At 42.0% G+C, this 15788-nt stretch carries 14 protein-coding genes and 1 rRNA gene; 6 read left to right on the top strand and 9 right to left on the bottom strand.

Annotated features, from left to right (window positions below; all coding sequences use genetic code 11):
• The 9 genes from ACSVDE_RS16315 to dnaA form a co-directional block, all read right to left on the bottom strand.
• A 16S ribosomal RNA gene (locus ACSVDE_RS16315) occupies positions 1 to 191 on the bottom strand; the annotation flags it as partial.
• 355 nt (positions 192 to 546) lie between these two features.
• On the bottom strand, positions 547 to 1620 hold the full coding sequence (locus tag ACSVDE_RS16310; RefSeq protein ID WP_439301901.1) for an HD-GYP domain-containing protein: 1074 nt from the start codon (positions 1618 to 1620) through the stop codon (positions 547 to 549).
• 129 nt (positions 1621 to 1749) lie between these two features.
• On the bottom strand, positions 1750 to 4317 hold the full coding sequence (gyrA, locus tag ACSVDE_RS16305) for a DNA gyrase subunit A (protein WP_439301900.1): 2568 nt from the start codon (positions 4315 to 4317) through the stop codon (positions 1750 to 1752).
• A 39-nt stretch (positions 4318 to 4356) separates the two neighbouring features.
• Positions 4357 to 6276: a DNA topoisomerase (ATP-hydrolyzing) subunit B gene (gene gyrB / locus ACSVDE_RS16300; RefSeq protein ID WP_439301899.1), complete on the bottom strand. Its 1920-nt coding sequence runs from the start codon at positions 6274 to 6276 to the stop codon at positions 4357 to 4359.
• 58 nt (positions 6277 to 6334) lie between these two features.
• Positions 6335 to 6601 carry an extracellular matrix regulator RemB gene (gene remB, locus ACSVDE_RS16295; protein ID WP_439301898.1) on the bottom strand — a complete coding sequence of 89 codons (267 nt, stop codon included), beginning with the start codon at positions 6599 to 6601 and terminating at the stop codon, positions 6335 to 6337.
• 12 nt (positions 6602 to 6613) lie between these two features.
• On the bottom strand, positions 6614 to 7735 hold the full coding sequence (gene recF, locus ACSVDE_RS16290) for a DNA replication/repair protein RecF (RefSeq protein WP_439301897.1): 1122 nt from the start codon (positions 7733 to 7735) through the stop codon (positions 6614 to 6616).
• A 14-nt stretch (positions 7736 to 7749) separates the two neighbouring features.
• Positions 7750 to 7959 carry a S4 domain-containing protein YaaA gene (gene yaaA, locus ACSVDE_RS16285; protein ID WP_226552561.1) on the bottom strand — a complete coding sequence of 70 codons (210 nt, stop codon included), beginning with the start codon at positions 7957 to 7959 and terminating at the stop codon, positions 7750 to 7752.
• A 140-nt stretch (positions 7960 to 8099) separates the two neighbouring features.
• A complete protein-coding gene (dnaN, locus tag ACSVDE_RS16280) occupies positions 8100 to 9242 on the bottom strand; it encodes a DNA polymerase III subunit beta (RefSeq protein ID WP_439301896.1) in 1143 nt (380 codons plus the stop codon).
• A 249-nt stretch (positions 9243 to 9491) separates the two neighbouring features.
• On the bottom strand, positions 9492 to 10847 hold the full coding sequence (dnaA, locus tag ACSVDE_RS16275; RefSeq protein WP_439301895.1) for a chromosomal replication initiator protein DnaA: 1356 nt from the start codon (positions 10845 to 10847) through the stop codon (positions 9492 to 9494).
• A gap of 851 nt (positions 10848 to 11698) precedes the next feature.
• Here dnaA and rpmH point away from each other — a divergent pair.
• From rpmH to mnmE, 6 genes are all read left to right on the top strand, one after another.
• On the top strand, positions 11699 to 11833 hold the full coding sequence (rpmH, locus tag ACSVDE_RS16270) for a 50S ribosomal protein L34 (RefSeq protein ID WP_221567513.1): 135 nt from the start codon (positions 11699 to 11701) through the stop codon (positions 11831 to 11833).
• A 95-nt stretch (positions 11834 to 11928) separates the two neighbouring features.
• Positions 11929 to 12279, top strand: coding sequence for a ribonuclease P protein component (gene rnpA, locus ACSVDE_RS16265; RefSeq protein WP_439301894.1), 351 nt, complete (start codon positions 11929 to 11931; stop codon positions 12277 to 12279).
• 4 nt (positions 12280 to 12283) lie between these two features.
• A complete protein-coding gene (yidD, locus tag ACSVDE_RS16260) occupies positions 12284 to 12517 on the top strand; it encodes a membrane protein insertion efficiency factor YidD (protein WP_439301893.1) in 234 nt (77 codons plus the stop codon).
• Between the two features lie 82 nt (positions 12518 to 12599).
• Positions 12600 to 13337, top strand: coding sequence for a YidC family membrane integrase SpoIIIJ (gene spoIIIJ / locus ACSVDE_RS16255; protein WP_439302031.1), 738 nt, complete (start codon positions 12600 to 12602; stop codon positions 13335 to 13337).
• Positions 13334 to 13954: an RNA-binding cell elongation regulator Jag/EloR gene (gene jag / locus ACSVDE_RS16250; protein ID WP_439301892.1), complete on the top strand. Its 621-nt coding sequence runs from the start codon at positions 13334 to 13336 to the stop codon at positions 13952 to 13954. Before spoIIIJ ends, jag begins: the two co-directional genes overlap by 4 nt.
• Positions 13955 to 14398: 444 nt before the next feature.
• Positions 14399 to 15775, top strand: a complete 1377-nt coding sequence (gene mnmE, locus ACSVDE_RS16245; protein ID WP_439301891.1) for a tRNA uridine-5-carboxymethylaminomethyl(34) synthesis GTPase MnmE — start codon at positions 14399 to 14401, stop codon at positions 15773 to 15775.
• Positions 15776 to 15788 lie beyond the last annotated feature (13 nt).

Raw genomic sequence — 15788 nt, 5'->3', positions numbered from 1 at the left:
GTGGTCAGTATTATCCGGTATTAGCCCCGGTTTCCCGGAGTTATCCCAGTCTTACAGGCAGGTTGCCCACGTGTTACTCACCCGTCCGCCGCTGATCTCAGGGGAGCAAGCTCCCCATTGATCCGCTCGACTTGCATGTATTAGGCACGCCGCCAGCGTTCGTCCTGAGCCAGGATCAAACTCTCCAATAAAGTGTTTGATTGCTCATTAAATGTAAATCGAAATTGATTCAGGGTTCTTATAAAAAGACCCGTTTCACGCTTGGCTTTTGTTCAGTTTTCAAAGAGCTGACTTGCCCATGGATGGGCTGACTTCGATGTTGTCACAGGACGTGACGCTTTTAATCGAAGTACCGCTGTTTGAAGCGACTTAAACAATATAACATTTCGCTAAGTGCTCGTCAACAACTTTTTGTAATTTGTTTTTCTTTGTTGAGTGCCTCTTTCGAAAATGCCTCTCAAAAGCGACAAATAATAATATAGCACGATTAATGAGACGTATCAACCCCTAAAAGCAAAAAAAAGAAAGGGAATTTCCCTTTCAGTATTAAGACAGGATATTTTCTATGTATAAATCGTTACGTTGCTTCAAGGCGATGATGTCTCCGCTCTCAATCTTCACCATTGGTCGTGTATGGGATTGCGGATCCATGAAGACGATCTCACCTATTTGTGTATTTGAAAGTTCTACTTTCGTACCTACAGAGAAGTTAGAGAGTTCACTCACCAAAACATTCAATATTTTCGGATCGAATTTCCCGAATTGATCCATCAACATCTGTTCTAATACTTTAAAAGGGGATTGCTTCATCCGATAAAATCTTTCAGAGGTCATGGCATGAAATACATCTGCAATTGCTACGACTCTGCTGAACGGTCTTAAGTTGTTTCCTTTCGTGCCAAGTGGATATCCACTTCCATCTTCACGTTCATGGTGCTGAAGAATGGACAGAAGAACATCTTCTTTAATGCCTGGTGTCCCTTTGAGCATCTTGTAACCTAAGATCGGATGTTGTTTGATTTCTTCAAATTCTTCTTTTTTCAATGTTTCTTTTTTTGTCAGTATGCGTGGTTGTACTTTCGACATGCCACAATCAATCAATGCTCCGGCTAGACCGATTTGGATGATGTCTCCTTTTGAATAAGATAGTTTCTTTGCCAGGAATGAGGAAATGAGTGCGACTGAGATTGCATGATGATAAACGTAATCCTTCTCACTTGAGAAATGATGCAAGGATAGAATCGTTTTCGGTTTAGTGATCGCGAGTTCAATGAGAGGTACAATCTCTTGGCGGACCTGAAAGAGGTCGACTGGGCTTCCAGCTTGCCAATTGGAGAATATTTTTTTGTACTGGGATACTGCTTTCATATATTTTGGATAGAAGTCGTCGTATAGTGTGGGGGTATCTACCGTTGTAGTTGTGTCTGTCTGCTCTTGTTTCGGGTCTGTTGTCACCTGAGATGGTTTTACATCTACTTCTCTAATATTGAAAGCTTTAAGCACTTCTATGTGTTCTCGCGTCAATTCTGTACCTTGTCCGACAATCGGTCGACTCGATAGTGAAAAAACGTCCTGATTGAGCATGTCACCTGTTTTTAAATTTTGGACATGAACTTTCAACCTAACCGCCCCTTTTATGCGTTGGTATTTAAATTATGTAAGAAAATGAATCGGCTGATGTTATGTAAGGAATTAAAATAAGTTATAAGAAACGGAGGAAAAAATCATTTCCTCCGTTCCAACTATTTCTTATTCGTCTGTTTGGTCTTCATCCGGTGATTCTTCTTCATTGTTAGTATCGGACGCTTCCGTTTCTTCTTGAACGTCTTCTGAAGAATTTTCGTTGTTTTCTTCGTCTGTTTCTCCGTCTAGAAGTTCTTCTTCATCTACCGGATCAACGACTGCAATTGTCGCAACGTCGACACCTTCGTTCAATCGGATCAAACGGACACCTTGCGTGTTACGTCCGTATTGTGAAATATCCGATACCGCCATACGAATGACGATTCCTGTTGTCGTGATGATCATGATTTCTTGATCTTCCAACACAGTCTTCAACGCGATGACCTTACCGTTTTTATCTGTAATGTTACATGTTCTTAGACCGATACCGCCTCGGCTTTGAACACGATACTCTTCCATTGGCGTTCGTTTACCGAATCCTTTTTCCGTAACGATGAGGATATCCCGTTCTTCCTCGGAAGAAAGAAGTTCCATTCCTATAACGAAATCACCTTCGCGTAAGGAAATTCCTTTCACGCCTGTTGCAGTTCTTCCCATCGATCGGACATCTGTTTCAGGGAACCGGACAGCCATACCGCTGTTCGTACCGATGATGATGTCCTTATTACCGTCAGTCAGTCTGACACCAATCAGTTCATCCTCATCACGTAGGTTCACTGCAATTAGTCCGCTCTGGCGAATGTTCGCGAATGCAGATAGAGGGGATCGTTTACAAATTCCGTCTTTTGTAGTGAAGAACAAGAACCAATCGTCAACGAATTCCTCGACTGGGATAATCGCTGAAATGGATTCGCCTTTTTCAATCTGCAATAGGTTGATGATCGGTATTCCTTTTGCCGTTCGTCCAAGCTCAGGAATCTGATACCCTTTCAAACGATAAACCTTTCCAAGGTTCGTAAAGAACAGAATCGTGTTATGCGTATTCGTCGAAAGTAGATGTTCGACGAAATCGTCATCGTTTGTCCCCATACCTTGGACACCTCGACCACCACGTTTTTGTGCACGATAGGTCGACATTGGAAGTCGTTTAACATATCCGTTATGGGTGACGGTGATGGCGATTTGCTGACGAGGAATCAAGTCTTCGTCTTCAATGGCATTTTCACCGATTGTGATCTCTGTTCGACGGACATCGTTGAATTTCTCTTTGATTTCCATCAATTCAGTACGGATGATCTCGAGGACCTTCTCTTCATCCGCTAAGATGGCTTTCAGTTCTGCAATCAATTTTACAAGCTCGTTATATTCTTCTTCGATCTTGTCACGCTCTAAACCAGTCAAACGTTGTAGACGCATGTCGAGAATCGCTTGGGCTTGTTCATAGGATAGGGAGAACTTCTCCATCAAGCCGTCCCGTGCGATATCGGTTGTACGTGAACCACGGATCAATGCGATGATTTCGTCAATGTGGTCAAGTGCGATTCGTAAACCTTCAAGTATATGAGCACGTGCTTCTGCTTTCTTCAGTTCGAAGATTGTACGACGACGGATCACTTCTTGTTGGTGCTTCAGGTAGTAATGAAGACATTCCTTCAGGTTCAACACTTTTGGTTGACCATCTACGAGGGCAAGAAGATTGATTCCGAAGCTCGTTTGAAGAGCTGTTTGTTTGTATAAATTATTTAATAGGACGTTTGCATTTGCATCTTTTCGAACTTCGATGACAATTCGCATACCGTTACGGTCGGATTCATCACGAAGGTCTGAAATGCCCTCGATCCGCTTATCACGGACCAACTCAGCGATTTTTTCAATCAGCTTCGCTTTGTTGACCTGGTAAGGGATTTCCGTCACGATGATGGCTTTTCGTCCATTATCCTTCTCATCGATATGGGCTTTTGCACGAGTCATGATCGAACCGCGACCTGTTGTATAAGCACGACGGATTCCTTCACGTCCCAGGATTTCTCCTCCTGTAGGGAAATCCGGACCAGGAATGTATTCCATCAAATCGGCAATATCTAAGTCAGGGTCTTTACTTAACGCTAGAATCCCATCAATGACTTCACCAAGCTGATGCGGAGGAATGTTCGTTGCCATCCCGACTGCAATCCCAGCTGCACCGTTCACAAGCAAGTTCGGGAACCGTGCAGGCAGTACGACCGGTTCATGTTCACTGCCGTCATAGTTCTCTTTGTAATCAATCGTATCTTTCTGGATGTCACGTACCATTTCCATAGCGATTTTAGACATACGTGCTTCTGTATAACGCATCGCAGCCGCTGCATCTCCATCGACAGAACCGAAGTTTCCGTGTCCATCGATCAACATGTTGCGATAGTTGAAGTCTTGCGCCATACGGACCATTGCATCGTATACAGCTGAATCACCGTGAGGATGGTACTTACCGATGACTTCTCCGACGATACGCGCAGACTTTTTGTAGGCTTTGTCTGCTGTCATGCCGAGGTCATTCATCGCATATAGGATCCGTCGATGAACGGGTTTCAGTCCGTCCCTGACATCTGGCAGGGCACGGCTGACGATAACGCTCATTGCGTAATCCATAAACGAGGTTCTGATTTCCTCGCTAATGTTTATTTCTTTCTTTCGAGATTGTTCGATATCGGCCATTCCCGATTACCTCCAATTACACTTCATTGTCTTACAAATCTATACATCAAGGTTTTTCACATATTGGGCGTTTTCTTGAATGAAATCACGTCGTGGTTCTACTTTATCACCCATGAGAATTTCAAAGATCTCATCCGCTTCAATTGCATCTTGAAGCTCGACTTGCAAGGTTGTCCGTTCTTCCGGGTTCATAGTTGTTTCCCACAGCTGGTTCGGGTTCATCTCACCAAGACCCTTATAACGCTGCAAGGATGGCTTAGGTGATTTGGAAATTTCATTCATGATTCGATCTTTCTCTTTATCGTTGTAGGCATACATCACTTTTTTACCTTGTTGGATTTTATACAACGGTGGTTGTGCGATATAGATATATCCTTGTTCAATCAACGGTCTCATATAACGATAGAGGAACGTCAACAACAACGTACGAATATGTGCACCGTCCGTATCAGCATCCGTCATGATGATGATCTTGTGATAACGGGCTTTTGAAAGATCGAACTCTTCACCGATACCAGTGCCAAGTGCCGTGATGATTGCACGGATTTCATTGTTGGATAAAATCTTATCCAAACGAGCTTTTTCAACGTTGATGATCTTACCACGCAACGGAAGGATCGCTTGGAAATGACGATCACGGCCTTGCTTGGCAGAACCACCTGCAGAGTCACCCTCTACGATGTACAGTTCAGAAATCGAAGCGTCTTTGGAAGAGCAATCAGCAAGCTTACCAGGTAGAGAAGAGACTTCTAACGCACTCTTACGTCTCGTCAACTCACGGGCTTTCTTCGCTGCCAGACGTGCGCGAAGTGCCATGCTTCCTTTTTCAACGATTTGTTTTGCGACAGTCGGGTTTTCATATAAGAACTGGGAAAACTTTTCTCCGAAGACGGATTCTGTTGCCGTACGTGCTTCTGCATTTCCTAATTTTGTTTTCGTTTGTCCTTCGAATTGAGGATCCGGATGCTTGATGGAGATGATGGCTGTTAAACCTTCACGGACATCATCACCAGAAAGGTTCCCTTCTTCTTTCAACAAGTTGTTTTTCTTCGCATAATCATTAATGACACGCGTCAATGATGTTTTGAATCCGTACTCGTGTGTACCACCTTCGTGGGTATTGATGTTGTTCGCAAAGGAATAAAGGTTACTCGCGAAGCTGTCATTATATTGAACAGCGATTTCAACAGAAATCTCATCGCGTACACCTTCTACGAAAATCGGTTCATGAAGCGACTCTTTTGTACGGTTGATATGTTCAACGTATGACTTGATTCCGCCCTCATAATGATAAACATGTTCTGCATGTTCGCCACGCTTGTCCTCAGCAATGATCTTCAGACCACGGTTCAAGAACGCAAGCTCACGCAAACGGTGTGCAAGGATTTCAAAATCATACTCTTGTGTTTCAGTGAAAATTTCAGTATCTGGAACGAAGTGCGTCACTGTTCCAGTAATGTCCGTCTCACCGATGACTTTAAGGTCTGCAGCAGGAATACCGCGGTTGAATTTCTGGTAATGGATCTTTCCATCACGGTGGACTTTCACTTCAAGTTCAGAAGAAAGGGCGTTAACGACAGATGCACCAACACCGTGCAGTCCTCCAGAAACCTTATATCCTCCACCGCCGAACTTACCGCCGGCATGCAAGACAGTCATGATAACCTCTACGGCAGGTCTACCCATTTTTTCATGTGTTCCGACTGGGATCCCACGTCCATTATCCGTGACTGTGATACTGTTGTCTTTTTCCACTGTGACACGAATTTCATCACAGTATCCCGCTAATGCTTCATCAATACTGTTATCGACGATTTCCCATACAAGATGGTGTAAGCCTCGCTTACTCGTTGAGCCGATATACATTCCCGGTCGTTTTCGTACAGCTTCTAATCCTTCGAGTACCTGTATCTGACTCTCATCGTATGATTGCTTTTGTGTTTCTTGATCAATACTCATATTATTCACCTGCTTCTTTTTTCGAACATCCTTAGATCCCATATATCAAATTCCGATCCTAGCTGTTTAACAGCTTTTCGAAATTGTTATTGATTTTCGCTCTTCGCTTTAAAGTAATAGAGGATAGAGGCGACAAGTATATTCCTTCTGTAGTGAGAACGATCGATTTGATCAATTCATCACTGATCGTTTCGAGATTCTGGTTCTCTTTATGGTGCTTCAAGAACGCCATCGTCTCCTCAGATTCTTTCGCAATCTCATAGTCGAATATGGCAACGACATCCCGTGTTTGCACGACAACATTTTCACCTAGATGGATAAACAAGGATTGCTCACCTCACTTTATTAACGCTGCTGTTCCGTTCTCCACATTGAACAGGCTCGCGTTTTTCAGCGTTTCGTGTTCAATACCATCCACACTCGTCGTAGTGACGAAGGTTTGAACCTTCCCTTGAATTGTATTCAACAAGTGGGACTGGCGGCTGTCATCAAGCTCCGATAATACATCATCCAATAACAATAGTGGATATTCACCAACTTCCGATTTGATCAGTTCGATTTCAGCTAGTTTCAAAGAAAGAGCTGTCGTCCTTTGCTGACCTTGCGAACCGTAGGTCTGAACATCCTTACCGTTCACGTAAAGTGCGAGATCGTCACGATGCGGACCTGCTAGGGTCGTGCCTCGTTCCATCTCTTTTTCTTTTATTTTATCAAATTTCAATTGATATTCTTCTATTATTTTCGTCATATCAAGCGAATCTGATACCTGTATAGAAGATTTGTATTGAATCTCGAGCGTTTCATGATTCCGAGTGATACCAGAATGGATCGGTTCTGCCCATTCTTGCAGCAATTGGAGGAATTCATGTCGCTTGTGAAAGATTTTCACGGCGTGCTCAATCAATTGTTCCGTAAGAATATCGAGCATGATTTCTTGCTCTTGCTTCCTCCTTCTCTGGAGATCGCGGAGCAAATGGTTCCGTTGCTGTAAAACCTTCTGATATTGACTGAGATGATGTAAATAGACAGGACTGATCTGGCCGATTTCCATATCGATAAAACGACGTCGCACCTGAGGGCTTCCTTTGACAAGATTCAGATCCTCAGGTGCAAACATGACGATATTCAACGCTCCGATATAATCGGTCAACCGTCTTTGTTCGATATGATTATATTTGGCCTTTTTGCCTTTTTGGCTGATAACGATTTGTAATGATAACGGTCCGTTCCGTTTTTGGACCCTACCTTCTATTTTACCATATTCACAGTCCCAACGTATCAATTCTTTATCACGCGGTGTCCGATGGGATTTTGCAAACCCTAAAACATAGATGGCTTCCATAACATTCGTTTTCCCCTGGGCGTTCTCGCCTATGAAAACATTCACATTATCCTGGAAGCTGAGTTCTTCGGTTTCATAGTTTCGATAGTTTTTCAGTAGTAATTCCTTCAAATGCAAAGGGAATCCCCCATTCAACGTGTTACGACAAAGGAGCCTGTCCCCGGTATAGTCACCGTATCACCTTCATACAGCTTTCTTCCTCGACGCTGTTCTGGTTCGTCGTTCACCAACACTTCATGTTCTGCTAAATACCATTTTACCATTCCACCGGATTGAATCACATCCGCTTGTTTAAGTAGTTGTTGCAATGTAATGTATTCGGTCGTGATATGGATTTCCATTTAGATTTCCTCCTGACATTTATGATTGAAATTTGGGGATTGTTGTTACTTGGAATCACCAATCCTATACAAAAAATCTCAACCTGTAAAAAAGCTACTAGGACGTCCATCAATGTCACTAGTAGCTTTTCACATATGAATTAATAAGTTCTTACTGGAAGGATCAATTGTTTGATCGATTGTTCTTCGATCGGAGTCAAGACGAACGGTCTCATTGCTCCGGTAAACTGGATTTGCACCTCTGAACAATCCATTGCTTTCAGAGCATCCATCATATATTTTGCACTGAATGAAATCTTTAATTCATCACCTTCAAGAGATTCCGTGACAACTTGTTCAAAAACTTTCCCGATTTCCGGAGAATTAGATGAAATTTCGACTTCATTGTTCTCTAGTGTAGAAAGTTTGACGACATTGTTTCTGCCCTCTTTCGCCAACAAGGAAGCGCGGTCGATTGCCTGCAAGAATTCCTTCGTGGAAACGATCATTTCCGTCTTACTTTCGTTCGGGATGAGTTTAGATGTATCCGGATAATTCCCGTCCAGGAGTCTTGAGAAGAACAAAATGTTTTTCGCTTTGAACAACACCTGACTTTCGGTTAGAACGATATCGATCAAGTCGCTATTATCATCCAGAATTTTCGAGAGCTCTGTCAAACTCTTACCCGGGATCACTACATTGGAGAAGTCGATTTCTTCCGAAGTCGTTTCCACTGCAGCTGATCTCGATGCAAGTCTGTGACTGTCCGTTGCAACACACTTCAATTCACCATCTTCAATATGCCAGTTTACACCTGTCAAGATGGGGCGTGTTTCTGAGGTGGACACTGCGAATACGGTTTGACGAATCAACGTTTTCAAAAGATCTGCCTGAATGCTGAATCGGTTATTTTCCTGAACTTCTGGCAATCTAGGATATTCCTGAGGATCGAGTCCATTCAAATTGAATTCAGACGAACCAGAGCGAATTCGTGTCGCAAATCGTTCAGATACTTCAATTTCAATCTTTGAATCAGGTAACTTTTTTACGATTTCTGAGAAAAAGCGAGCTTGAAGAACGATGCTTCCAGGCTTCTCAACCGTTACATGCTCATAACCATCTTCTTCAGCTGGTACAAAACGTTCGATTGAAATATCGGAATCGCTTCCTGTCAACGTTACACCATCTTCATGTGCTTCAATCTTAATTCCCGTGAGAATCGGAATCGTTGTTCGTGTTGAGACAGCTTTCATTACATCTTGCACACTGTCGACAAGCTGATCTCGGTTCATTACGAATTTCATTTATTTATTTCCTCCTCAGAAAGGTAATCCCTGAATCACTAAGGGCAACCTTTTTTGTCTATCAATCGAATCTAATTTCGGAGACATATTATTCTTTATTAATAAATAAAAATTAGCAGTAATAATAGTAGGGGCTGTGATTTTGTGGATAAGTCCAACAGAACGTTTTGTTAGCGGTTATCCACATGTGGACAGGTTGTGCATAAAACATAGGATTTTCAGATGAATTATTCACAGTTGTTCACAGCATTAACTTTTCAGTGCATCCCGAATTTCTTTGATTTTGTTTTGTAATTGTTGATCAGACCCTATTAATTTAGAAATCTTTTCGTGGGCATGAATGACCGTCGTATGATCACGTCCGCCGAACTCTTCTCCAATTTTCGGTAAGGAGAAGTCAGTCATTTCTCTGGATAGGTACATCGCAATTTGTCTAGGAAATGCGACAGTTTTCGTTCTTTTCTTCGCTTTGAAGTCTTCAAGACGTACATTGAACTTTTCTCCAACCATCTCTTGTATATCATGGATCGTCAATGTCCGTGGTTTAGATGACGGGATGATGTCCTTCAATGCTTCCGCTGCCAGATCCGCATTCATATCTTGATTGATGAGTGAAGAATAAGCTACGACACGAATCAACGCACCTTCTAATTCACGGATGTTCGTATCAATCTGATTGGCGATGTATAGCATCACTTCATTCGGAATATCGAGACCTTCGGCTTTCGCTTTCTTGCGTAAAATGGCGATACGTGTCTCAAGGTCCGGTGGAGTGATATCCGTAATGAGACCCCATTCAAATCGAGACCGTAACCGGTCCTCAAGTGTCGGAATTTCCTTTGGCGGCCTGTCACTTGAGATGACAATCTGCTTGCTTTCTTCATGCAAGGCATTAAATGTATGGAAAAATTCTTCTTGAGTTTGTTCTTTTCCAGCTAAAAATTGAATATCATCAATTAGCAAAACATCGACATTTCTGAATTTGTTACGAAAATCGACTGTTTTATTATCACGGATCGAGTTAATGAACTCATTCGTGAACTTTTCTGATGATAGATAGACAACTTTCGCACTCGGTTTATGATCGATGACGTAATGACCAATGGCATGCATCAAGTGAGTCTTACCGAGTCCAACGCCCCCGTAAATGAATAATGGGTTATAGGCTTTAGCCGGTGCTTCAGCTACCGCTAGGGATGCAGCATGCGCAAACCGGTTACCAGAACCGATTACGAACGTATCGAATGTATATTTAGGATTCAACATGCTTTGCGTCAAATTTTCATCCGATTGTTCCGCTTCGACTTTTGCTCTCTTCTTAGAGGCTTGATCCAGGTCAATCTCATCCTGTGTCTGATTTTGCGGAATGATGAATTTTACAGCTAACTTCGTCCCAGTGATGCTATCCAATGTTTCTGATATCAAATTGGAATAGCGGGATTCAAGCCAATCACGTGCGAATTCGTTAGGAGCTGTAATCACTAATGTATCGTTTTGAAGCGAATGAGCGGACGTTGATTTCAACCAGGTTTCAAAGCTTGGTTTACTCAATTTCTTTTCGATTTCACCCAAAGCTTTGTTCCATAAATCAGTGATATTTTCCATCATCACCCTCCTTTACGTTTTTTGTCGTAATTTAAATAAAGGTTATGTACACGGCTGACGTACAAACCATCAACTTCATCTCTATACATTCACAGAAAATGTGAATAACTATTAATATAGTAGAAACTGGAGTTATTTTCTGTATACACAAATTTGTGGACAAGCTTATACACAGACGTGCATGAGTGTCCACATTTTTATCCACAGCGTGTGGATAAGAGATCTATTCGAGGAAGTTTTGAACGGGTTAAAACACACTAATCATATCAAAAGGATACTGTAGTTGCAACGAGTTTTTTGTGGTTATCCACATTCGCAACACGTTGTGGAGAGAGGTTGTCCACAGCACTAGATTTTGTGTGTAATTTGTCGATAAAGGATGTGGATATGAAAAATGCTGTCGAAATTTTATCCACAAGACAATAAACAGACATGTATCTGCAATTCTTGAAAGTGAATTGTTGATAACTTTTAATCAGGTCATTCAAATGTAATTTTTGGCTGGGAGATGGAAGAATCGGAATAGGGAGAATGTGAACTGATTTGAAGAAAGTAGTTTTAAGAAATAAATGAAGAGGAAGAAAACGAAAGTGTTAGAAGTAGATCTTTGGAGAGGAACAACTTTTGCAAATTGATTGGAGAGCAAGGTGCGAGACTCCAGCAGGATTGCCGCACGCCCCGCGGAAAGTGAGCAGCTGGAGCGGAAATCAATATCCTATGAGTATTTAACTCAATCAATTTCATAATGAAACTTGACAGAAAGTGCAGATGTTCTTATAATTACAAAGACTGTCTAAAAGCATTATGCAATTATTTAGTTGTACTTGAAATCCTCGAGGAGGTGTAAATAAATGAAACCTACATTCCAACCAAATAATCGTAAGCGTAAGAAAGTACACGGTTTCCGTGCGCGTATGAGTACAAAGAACGGACGTAAAGTTCTAGCTCGTCGCCGTCAAAAAGGAAGAAAAGTATTATCTGCGTAGGCCACTGAATAAACAGTGGTCTTTTTTCACTTGCACATTATTTTTTTGCAGTGAAAAGAAAGATCCAAGTAAAGTGTTGTACGGAGTGAATCCGGATGGAGAAGAAGTATCGAATAAAGAAAAACGAGGAATTCCAAGCGGTTTTCCGAAATGGTGAATCCTTCGCAAACCGACAATTCGTCGTTTATTTTTTGAAGAAACCGAACCAGGATTACTTCCGGTTGGGTTTGTCGGTGAGTAAAAAAATCGGTAATGCTGTTACCCGAAACCGGGTGAAAAGGTATGTCCGAGAAGCTTTTCATCAAATTGATGAAGAAATTCGAAATTCCTATGATTATGTCATAATCGCAAGAAAACCAACCTCTAATATGGATTTCCATGAAGTGAAGAGCAGTTTGATCCATGTCATGAAACGCTCTAAACTATTGAAAACATCGAGAGGATAATGGTATGAAATATATATTGATGTTCATCATCCAAATCTATCGAAAAGGCATATCTCCATTTACTCCGCCATCGTGCCGATTCTATCCGACCTGTTCATCATACGGATTAGAGGCGATACAAAAGCATGGCGCGTTTGCTGGAGGATGGCTGACATTGAAGCGGATTTTGAAATGTCATCCTTTTCATCCAGGTGGAGTAGATCCTGTACCTGAAAAGGACAAGATGGATCGGGAATAACCTTTTTTTGTAGAAAGGTACCGTTGTAAGGAGGATTTAGCAAGTGAGAAAGAGAATAGGCTTAATAATCTCAGCCATTTTCATGGTTATAGTTTTAGCAGGGTGTTCACTTGACAAACCAATTACAGATGAGAGTACTGGATTTTGGGACGAGTACTTCGTCTATCCATTATCCTGGTTGATTACTGAGGTAGCTGAGTTCTTTAATGAAAACTATGGCCTCGGAATCGTCATCGTAACCCTGTTGATCCGTTTAGTATTATTACCATTAATGATTAAACAGACAAAAAGTTCTATGGCAATGCAGCAGATTCAACCTGAAATCAAAGCATTGCGAGAAAAATACAGCTCAAAAGACCAGAAGACTCAACAGAAATTACAGCAAGAGACGATGCAGTTGTTCCAAAAACATGGCGTCAATCCTTTAGCTGGTTGTATGCCATTGATTATCCAAATGCCGATTTTATTAGGATTCTATCATGCAATTATGCGAACAGAAGCGATTGCGGAACATAACTTCCTATGGTTTGACCTTGGAAGTCCCGATCCATATTATCTCTTACCATTAATTGCAGGTGTGACGACTTATTTACAACAGAAGATTATGATGGGCGGGTCAGATGCGATGTCTGCCAATCCGCAAATGAAGATGATGCTTTACATCATGCCGATCATGATTATCGTCTTCGCAATATCATTCCCAGCTGCACTTTCCCTTTATTGGGTAGTCGGAAACCTGTTCATGATTGCACAAACCTACTTTATTACTCTTCCTATGAAAAATAAGGAAAGTAATGCTACGGGGGGCGCGAAAAAGTGAAGCAATTAACGATAACGAGCAAGTCAGTTGAAGAAGCAGTCCAAGAAGCATTAGCTCAATTACAAACATCAGAAGAAAAAGTTGAAATTTCGATCTTAGAAGATGCTAAGAAAGGGTTTCTGGGACTTGGTTCCAAGCCTGCGGTCGTTCAAGTCACTTTGAAGGTTGATCCTATCGAAGATTCCATCGAATTTTTGAAAAAGGTCGCTGCGAAAATGGGTGTTGAACTGTCCGTTGAAGTGAAGGAAGACGAAGATGGTACCGTATTGGACCTATCAAGTGAGAAGATTGCGATCTTGATTGGAAAAAGAGGCCAAACGTTGAATGCACTTCAGTATTTGACGAACCTTGTAGCCAATAAATCTTCTGATGAATATCAACGAGTGATCTTAGATGCTGAAAACTATCGTGAGCGAAGGAAAGAAACGCTCGAAAGACTTGCCCATCGTTTAGCTTCCAAAGCGTTGAAAATCAACAAGAAAGTATCGTTGGAACCGATGCCGTCGATGGAACGGAAAATCATCCATATGACATTGAAATCCAACAATAAAGTGCAAACCTCATCGGAAGGCAGTGAACCACATCGTCGCGTGGTCATCAAACCTTCATCGATCTAAATGAAACTGTAACTTATACGAGTGCTGATTCTTAGCTACCCTTAAATGGTAGGAGGATCAGCACTTTTTTAGCGAGATTTACCGTGAAAATTGTGCTGTCTTAGAAATAGACGCGCTTGTTTTGTAAAAATAGGTGGTCGTTTTAGAAATTGAGAGGCTGGTTTTAGAAAAACAGCAGCTCGTTTTAGAAAAACAGTGTTCGGTTTTAGAAAATCACCCAGAAGTTTTAGATTGATTCTTGTGCTGGAAAGAACTAAACTAGTATGTTGTGGATAAGTGCAAAAATAGGTCGAAAAAGACCGTTAAAAGTTATCCACAGTGGATAAAATGCAGGTAATGCAATCAAATTCTACCAATAGATGATTTATAGAGATTCGAAAGTGTGCTATTCTATTGTGTTAGGAAGCATGATTCGGGAAAACATAGAGAAAAGAGGTGAAATCGATGGAAGGAGATACGATTACAGCGATATCGACTCCTATGGGAGAAGCCGCGATCGCGATCGTTCGTTTGAGTGGGGATGATGCGCTGGATATTGCGGATCGAATGTTCCGGGGAAAGCAATCGTTGAAAGAGGTAGAAAGCCATACGATCCATTATGGCTATATCATTGACCCAGATACAGGGGAAAAAGCGGAAGAAGTCATGGTAACTGTCATGAAGGCTCCGAAGACCTTCACTCGAGAAGATGTGGTGGAAATCAACTGTCACGGTGGGCTTGTATCTGTGAACCGGGTCCTTGAACTTGCCTTGAGCGGTGGAGCGCGACTCGCTGAACCTGGGGAATTCACGAAACGAGCTTTCTTGAATGGTCGAATCGATCTTTCTCAAGCAGAAGCGGTCATGGATCTGATCCGCGCCAAAACCGATCGAGCGATGAACGTCGCTTTGAATCAAATGGAAGGTCGACTGTCTAAATTGATTCACACGCTTCGTCAAACATTGCTTGAAACGGTAGCCCATGTAGAGGTGAACATCGATTACCCTGAATACGATGCAGAGGAAATGACGCATCAGCTCTTAAACGAGAAGTTAGGATATGTGCAAAGCGAAATCGACTCGCTCCTTCAAACTGCAGAACAGGGGAAAATTCTCCGTGAAGGACTATCTACGGTTATCATCGGTCGTCCGAATGTCGGGAAATCATCCTTATTGAACAGTCTCGTTCATGAAAATAAAGCGATTGTTACGGATATACCGGGTACGACACGTGATGTGATAGAGGAATATGTAAATGTTCGCGGTGTTCCGCTCCGTCTTGTCGATACGGCAGGTATACGAGAGACAGAAGATATTGTCGAACGGATCGGAGTTGAGCGCTCTCGACAAGTATTGAAAGAAGCAGACTTGATCTTATTGCTGTTGAACAATGGAGAACCATTGTCAGATGAAGATCGGAAATTGTTCGAAGCAGCTCGTGGGATGGATGTTATCGTCATTGTGAATAAAACTGATCTGGATTCGAGAATCGACATGGATGAAGTTCGACAGTTAGCCGAAGACCATCCAGTCGTAAGTACGTCGATTAAGGAAGAAAAGGGAATTGATGAGCTCGAGGAAAGCATCAAAGAACTCTTCTTCTCAGGTAGTGTCGAATTAGGAGATATGACCTATGTGTCGAACTCCAGACATATTTCGTTACTGAAACAGGCTAAGCGTTCTTTGCAAGAAGCCTTTAATGGTATTGAAGCTGGCCTTCCTGTCGATATGGTGCAGATCGATATCACAAGAACTTGGGAAATTTTAGGAGAAATTGTCGGAGATACTGTATCAGAAAGCTTGATTGATCAGCTATTCTCACAATTTTGTCTCGGGAAATAAATTAGGAACGATT

The sequence above is a fragment of the Pseudalkalibacillus sp. Hm43 genome (genome assembly GCF_051842935.1).
Classification (GTDB): Bacteria; Bacillota; Bacilli; order Bacillales; family Fictibacillaceae; genus Pseudalkalibacillus.
The sequence above is the reverse complement of the archived record's forward strand: the minus strand, read 5'-3'. Positions and strand labels throughout refer to the sequence as shown.

Bases quoted from the DNA above. Each gene is read 5' to 3' on its own strand.
- yaaA (WP_226552561.1), bottom strand. From the start codon at position 7,959: ATGGAAATCCATATCACGACCGAATACATTACATTGCAACAACTACTT.
- dnaA (WP_439301895.1), bottom strand. From the start codon at position 10,847: ATGGAAAATATCACTGATTTATGGAACAAAGCTTTGGGTGAAATCGAA.
- mnmE (WP_439301891.1), top strand. From the start codon at position 14,399: ATGGAAGGAGATACGATTACAGCGATATCGACTCCTATGGGAGAAGCC.
- rpmH (WP_221567513.1), top strand. From the start codon at position 11,699: ATGAAACCTACATTCCAACCAAATAATCGTAAGCGTAAGAAAGTACAC.
- spoIIIJ (WP_439302031.1), top strand. From the start codon at position 12,600: ATGGTTATAGTTTTAGCAGGGTGTTCACTTGACAAACCAATTACAGAT.
- gyrB (WP_439301899.1), bottom strand. From the start codon at position 6,276: ATGAGTATTGATCAAGAAACACAAAAGCAATCATACGATGAGAGTCAG.
- dnaN (WP_439301896.1), bottom strand. From the start codon at position 9,242: ATGAAATTCGTAATGAACCGAGATCAGCTTGTCGACAGTGTGCAAGAT.
- gyrA (WP_439301900.1), bottom strand. From the start codon at position 4,317: ATGGCCGATATCGAACAATCTCGAAAGAAAGAAATAAACATTAGCGAG.
- yidD (WP_439301893.1), top strand. From the start codon at position 12,284: ATGAAATATATATTGATGTTCATCATCCAAATCTATCGAAAAGGCATA.
- rnpA (WP_439301894.1), top strand. From the start codon at position 11,929: ATGGAGAAGAAGTATCGAATAAAGAAAAACGAGGAATTCCAAGCGGTT.